This is a genomic window from Mesorhizobium sp. M2A.F.Ca.ET.037.01.1.1, from assembly GCF_003998075.1.
Lineage (GTDB): Bacteria > Pseudomonadota > Alphaproteobacteria > Rhizobiales > Rhizobiaceae > Mesorhizobium.
On record NZ_RZSA01000322.1, the window covers coordinates 2,501 to 6,393 of the forward strand.

At 54.4% G+C, this 3,893-nt stretch carries 1 protein-coding gene, 1 tRNA gene and 2 rRNA genes (1 of these 4 cut by a window edge); 3 read left to right on the forward strand and 1 reads right to left on the reverse strand.

From position 1 onward, the window contains the following. Window positions 1-20: the beginning of a hypothetical protein gene (locus EOA27_RS17280; protein ID WP_126081097.1), read on the reverse strand. The gene continues 172 nt to the left of window position 1, outside the view; the window shows 20 of its 192 coding nt (coding positions 1-20); its start codon is at window positions 18-20; its stop codon lies off the left edge, out of view. Window positions 21-271: 251 nt separating this feature from the next. Between EOA27_RS17280 and EOA27_RS17285 the strand changes: the two genes are divergently transcribed. From EOA27_RS17285 to EOA27_RS17295, 3 genes are all read left to right on the forward strand, one after another. Further along, window positions 272-3,071: ribosomal RNA gene (locus EOA27_RS17285) — 23S ribosomal RNA — on the forward strand. Between the two features lie 285 nt (window positions 3,072-3,356). After that, window positions 3,357-3,471 (forward strand): 5S ribosomal RNA (gene rrf, locus EOA27_RS17290). Window positions 3,472-3,671: 200 nt separating this feature from the next. After that, window positions 3,672-3,748 (forward strand) — tRNA-Met (locus EOA27_RS17295). Window positions 3,749-3,893: the final 145 nt, after the last annotated feature.

The following is a 3,893-nucleotide window of genomic DNA, read 5'->3' on the forward strand; positions in this document are numbered from 1 at the left end:
AAGATTTGTTCGAACTTCATGGGTCCGCAAGGGCCAATGATTTGTCGCAAGGGACGCTCAATCCCTTGCCTATGATGGGTTTGCCTAACCGCGCCCTCGAACGGATCTCGAGAAGCTGGTCTTTTTGTGCCAATTCCATTGAAGCGGATCCCGCACAGGATCTGGTTCGAGGCGACGATCCCTTCGGGATCGCGCTTAGCTAATCTCGTAAGGGGTTTGGCTTGAACGACAATCCCTTCGGGATTGCGTGATGGGTATTGGCAATGAGAACGATCAAGTGTCTTAAGGGCAATTGGTGGATGCCTTGGCATGCACAGGCGATGAAGGACGTGATACGCTGCGATAAGCTACGGGGAGGTGCGAATACCCTTTGATCCGTAGATCTCCGAATGGGGAAACCCACCTAAGGTACTTGGAAAATCAGAGCAGCGGAGCAATCTGCTGCTGTGGTTTCCAAGTATCGCTAATAGGTAACTTATCCTGAATCCATAGGGATAAAGTGGCGAACGCGGGGAACTGAAACATCTAAGTACCCGTAGGAAAGGACATCAACCGAGACTCCGGAAGTAGTGGCGAGCGAACCCGGACCAGGCCAGTGGCGATTGAGAGACAAGCGGAACCTTCTGGAAAGTAGGGCCATAGCGGGTGACAGCCCCGTACGCGTAATGCGATCAATCGTCCTCGAGTAAGGCGGGACACGTGAAATCCTGTCTGAAATTGGGAGGACCACCTTCCAAGCCTAAGTACTCGTGCATGACCGATAGCGAACTAGTACCGTGAGGGAAAGGTGAAAAGCACCCCGACAAGGGGAGTGAAAGAGTACCTGAAACCGATTGCCTACAAACAGTGGGAGTCCGCAAGGATGACCACGTACCTTTTGTATAATGGGTCAGCGACTTAGTGTGACGAGCAAGCTTAAACCGGTAGGTGTAGGCGCAGCGAAAGCGAGTCTGAACAGGGCGTTCAGTTCGTCGCATTAGACCCGAAACCGAGTGATCTAGCCATGAGCAGGCTGAAGGTAAGGTAACACTTACTGGAGGGCCGAACCCATAACTGTTGCAATAGTTCGGGATGACTTGTGGCTAGGGGTGAAAGGCCAATCAAACTCGGAAATAGCTGGTTCTCCGCGAAATCTATTTAGGTAGAGCGTCGACCGAATACCCCAGGGGGTAGAGCACTGGATGGGCTAGGGGTCCTCACCGGATTACCAAACCTAACCAAACTCCGAATACCTGGGAGTACTAGTCGGCAGACACACGGCGGGTGCTAACGTCCGTCGTGAAAAGGGAAACAACCCTGACCTACAGCTAAGGTCCCCAAGTTATGGCTAAGTGGGAAAGGATGTGAGGATCCCAAAACAACCAGGATGTTGGCTTAGAAGCAGCCATCATTTAAAGAAAGCGTAACAGCTCACTGGTCTAAATAAGGGTCTTTGCGCCGAAAATGTAACGGGGCTAAAGCCATACACCGAAGCTTAGGGTTCGTGAGCAATCACGAGCGGTAGCGGAGCGTTCTGTAAGCTGATGAAGCCGTACCCGTGAGGGGCGGTGGAGGTATCAGAAGTGCGAATGCTGACATGAGTAACGTAAGGGGAGTGAGAGACTCCCCCGCCGAAAGACCAAGGGTTCCTGCTTAAAGTTAATCTGAGCAGGGTTAGCCGGCCCCTAAGACGAGGCGGAAACGCGTAGTCGATGGGAACCACGTTAATATTCGTGGGCCTGGAGGTAGTGACGGATCACACAAGTTGTCCAATCTTATCGGATTGAACGGGCAGCGGAGTGGTTCCAGGAAATAGCTCCTCCTTATAGACCGTACCCGAAACCGACACTGGTGGTCAGGTAGAGTATACCAAGGCGCTTGAGAGAACTATGCTGAAGGAACTCGGCAAATTGCACGCGTAACTTCGGAAGAAGCGTGACCCTTTTTAGCGCAAGCTAGGGAGGGTGGCACAGACCAGGGGGTAGCGACTGTTTATCAAAAACACAGGGCTCTGCGAAGCCGCAAGGCGACGTATAGGGTCTGACGCCTGCCCGGTGCTGGAAGGTTAAGAGGAGGGGTGCAAGCTCTGAATCGAAGCCCCAGTAAACGGCGGCCGTAACTATAACGGTCCTAAGGTAGCGAAATTCCTTGTCGGGTAAGTTCCGACCTGCACGAATGGCGTAACGACTTCCCCGCTGTCTCCAGCATAGACTCAGTGAAATTGAATTCCCCGTGAAGATGCGGGGTTCCTGCGGTTAGACGGAAAGACCCCGTGCACCTTTACTATAGCTTTACATTGGCATTCGTAGTGGCATGTGTAGGATAGGTGGTAGGCTTTGAAGCCTGGGCGCCAGCTCAGGTGGAGCCACCCTTGAAATACCACCCTTATTACTATGGATGTCTAACCGCGGCCCGTTATCCGGGTCCGGGACAATGTATGGTGGGTAGTTTGACTGGGGCGGTCGCCTCCTAAAGAGTAACGGAGGCGCGCGATGGTGGGCTCAGAACGGTCGGAAATCGTTCGCTGAGTGCAATGGCATAAGCCTGCCTGACTGCGAGACTGACAAGTCGAGCAGAGACGAAAGTCGGTCATAGTGATCCGGTGGTCCCGCGTGGAAGGGCCATCGCTCAACGGATAAAAGGTACGCCGGGGATAACAGGCTGATGACCCCCAAGAGTCCATATCGACGGGGTTGTTTGGCACCTCGATGTCGACTCATCGCATCCTGGGGCTGGAGCAGGTCCCAAGGGTATGGCTGTTCGCCATTTAAAGCGGTACGTGAGTTGGGTTCAGAACGTCGTGAGACAGTTCGGTCCCTATCTGCCGTGGGTGTAGGAATATTGAAAGGATCTGTCCCTAGTACGAGAGGACCGGGATGGACGGATCTCTGGTGGACCTGTTGTGGCGCCAGCCGCATCGCAGGGTAGCTATATCCGGACGGGATAACCGCTGAAGGCATCTAAGCGGGAAACCCACCTTGAAACGAGTATTCCCTGAGAACCGTGGAAGACGACCACGTTGATAGGCCGGGTGTGGAAGAGCGGCAACGCTTGAAGCTTACCGGTACTAATAGTTCGATAGGCTTGATCGTTCTCATTACTTATATCCATCAAGGCACAATCCGAAGGATTGTCGCCATTCTCACTCACGCTTGTTCCGCCCTTCGGGCGGCGCTACGTGGGTGCGGCGCAACGGCGCCGACGGTCGGTCGACCTTGCGAAGCTTCGCTTCGAAGGGTGCCGGGCCGAATGAACATCCAAGGCACAACAAAGACCAGCGAACAGCTTGGAAAGCAGCAAATAGGGTCCCCTATTGGCTACTCACTATCGGCTATTCGCTTTAAAAAGCTTCTCGATTTGAACATGCGTTTTGCCGACCTGGTGGTTATGGCGGAGCGGCTGCACCCGATCCCATTCCGAACTCGGCCGTGAAACGCTCCAGCGCTGATGGTACTTCGTCTCAAGACGCGGGAGAGTAGGTCGCTGCCAGGTCTGCCAAGCGCATGTTCAACTCTCATCTTCTCTCTACGATAAAGGCCCGCCAACGGGACCCCGGGCCGCGAAAGCGGCCCTTTCATTTGGTGAGCCGTCTACCTATCTGTAGGCCAACCTATCCATAGGCTTGCGCTTACGCCCAAGAACGCAAGCAAACGCTTGCTCGTAGTTGCAAGCAAACGCTTGCTCGTAGGTGACGCGGGGTGGAGCAGCCCGGTAGCTCGTCAGGCTCATAACCTGAAGGTCACAGGTTCAAATCCTGTCCCCGCAACCAAATCAAAAGGCCCGCTTGGCTCCTCGCCAGCGGGCCTTTTGCTTTGGCAGCCAACGATGGTCGCCCTACCCGCCAACCCGGTGAACTGCGGCGCCAAGAAAGTCGAGCGCTGAACGGCGCCGATGATCTTGACGCCGCGGGGTAC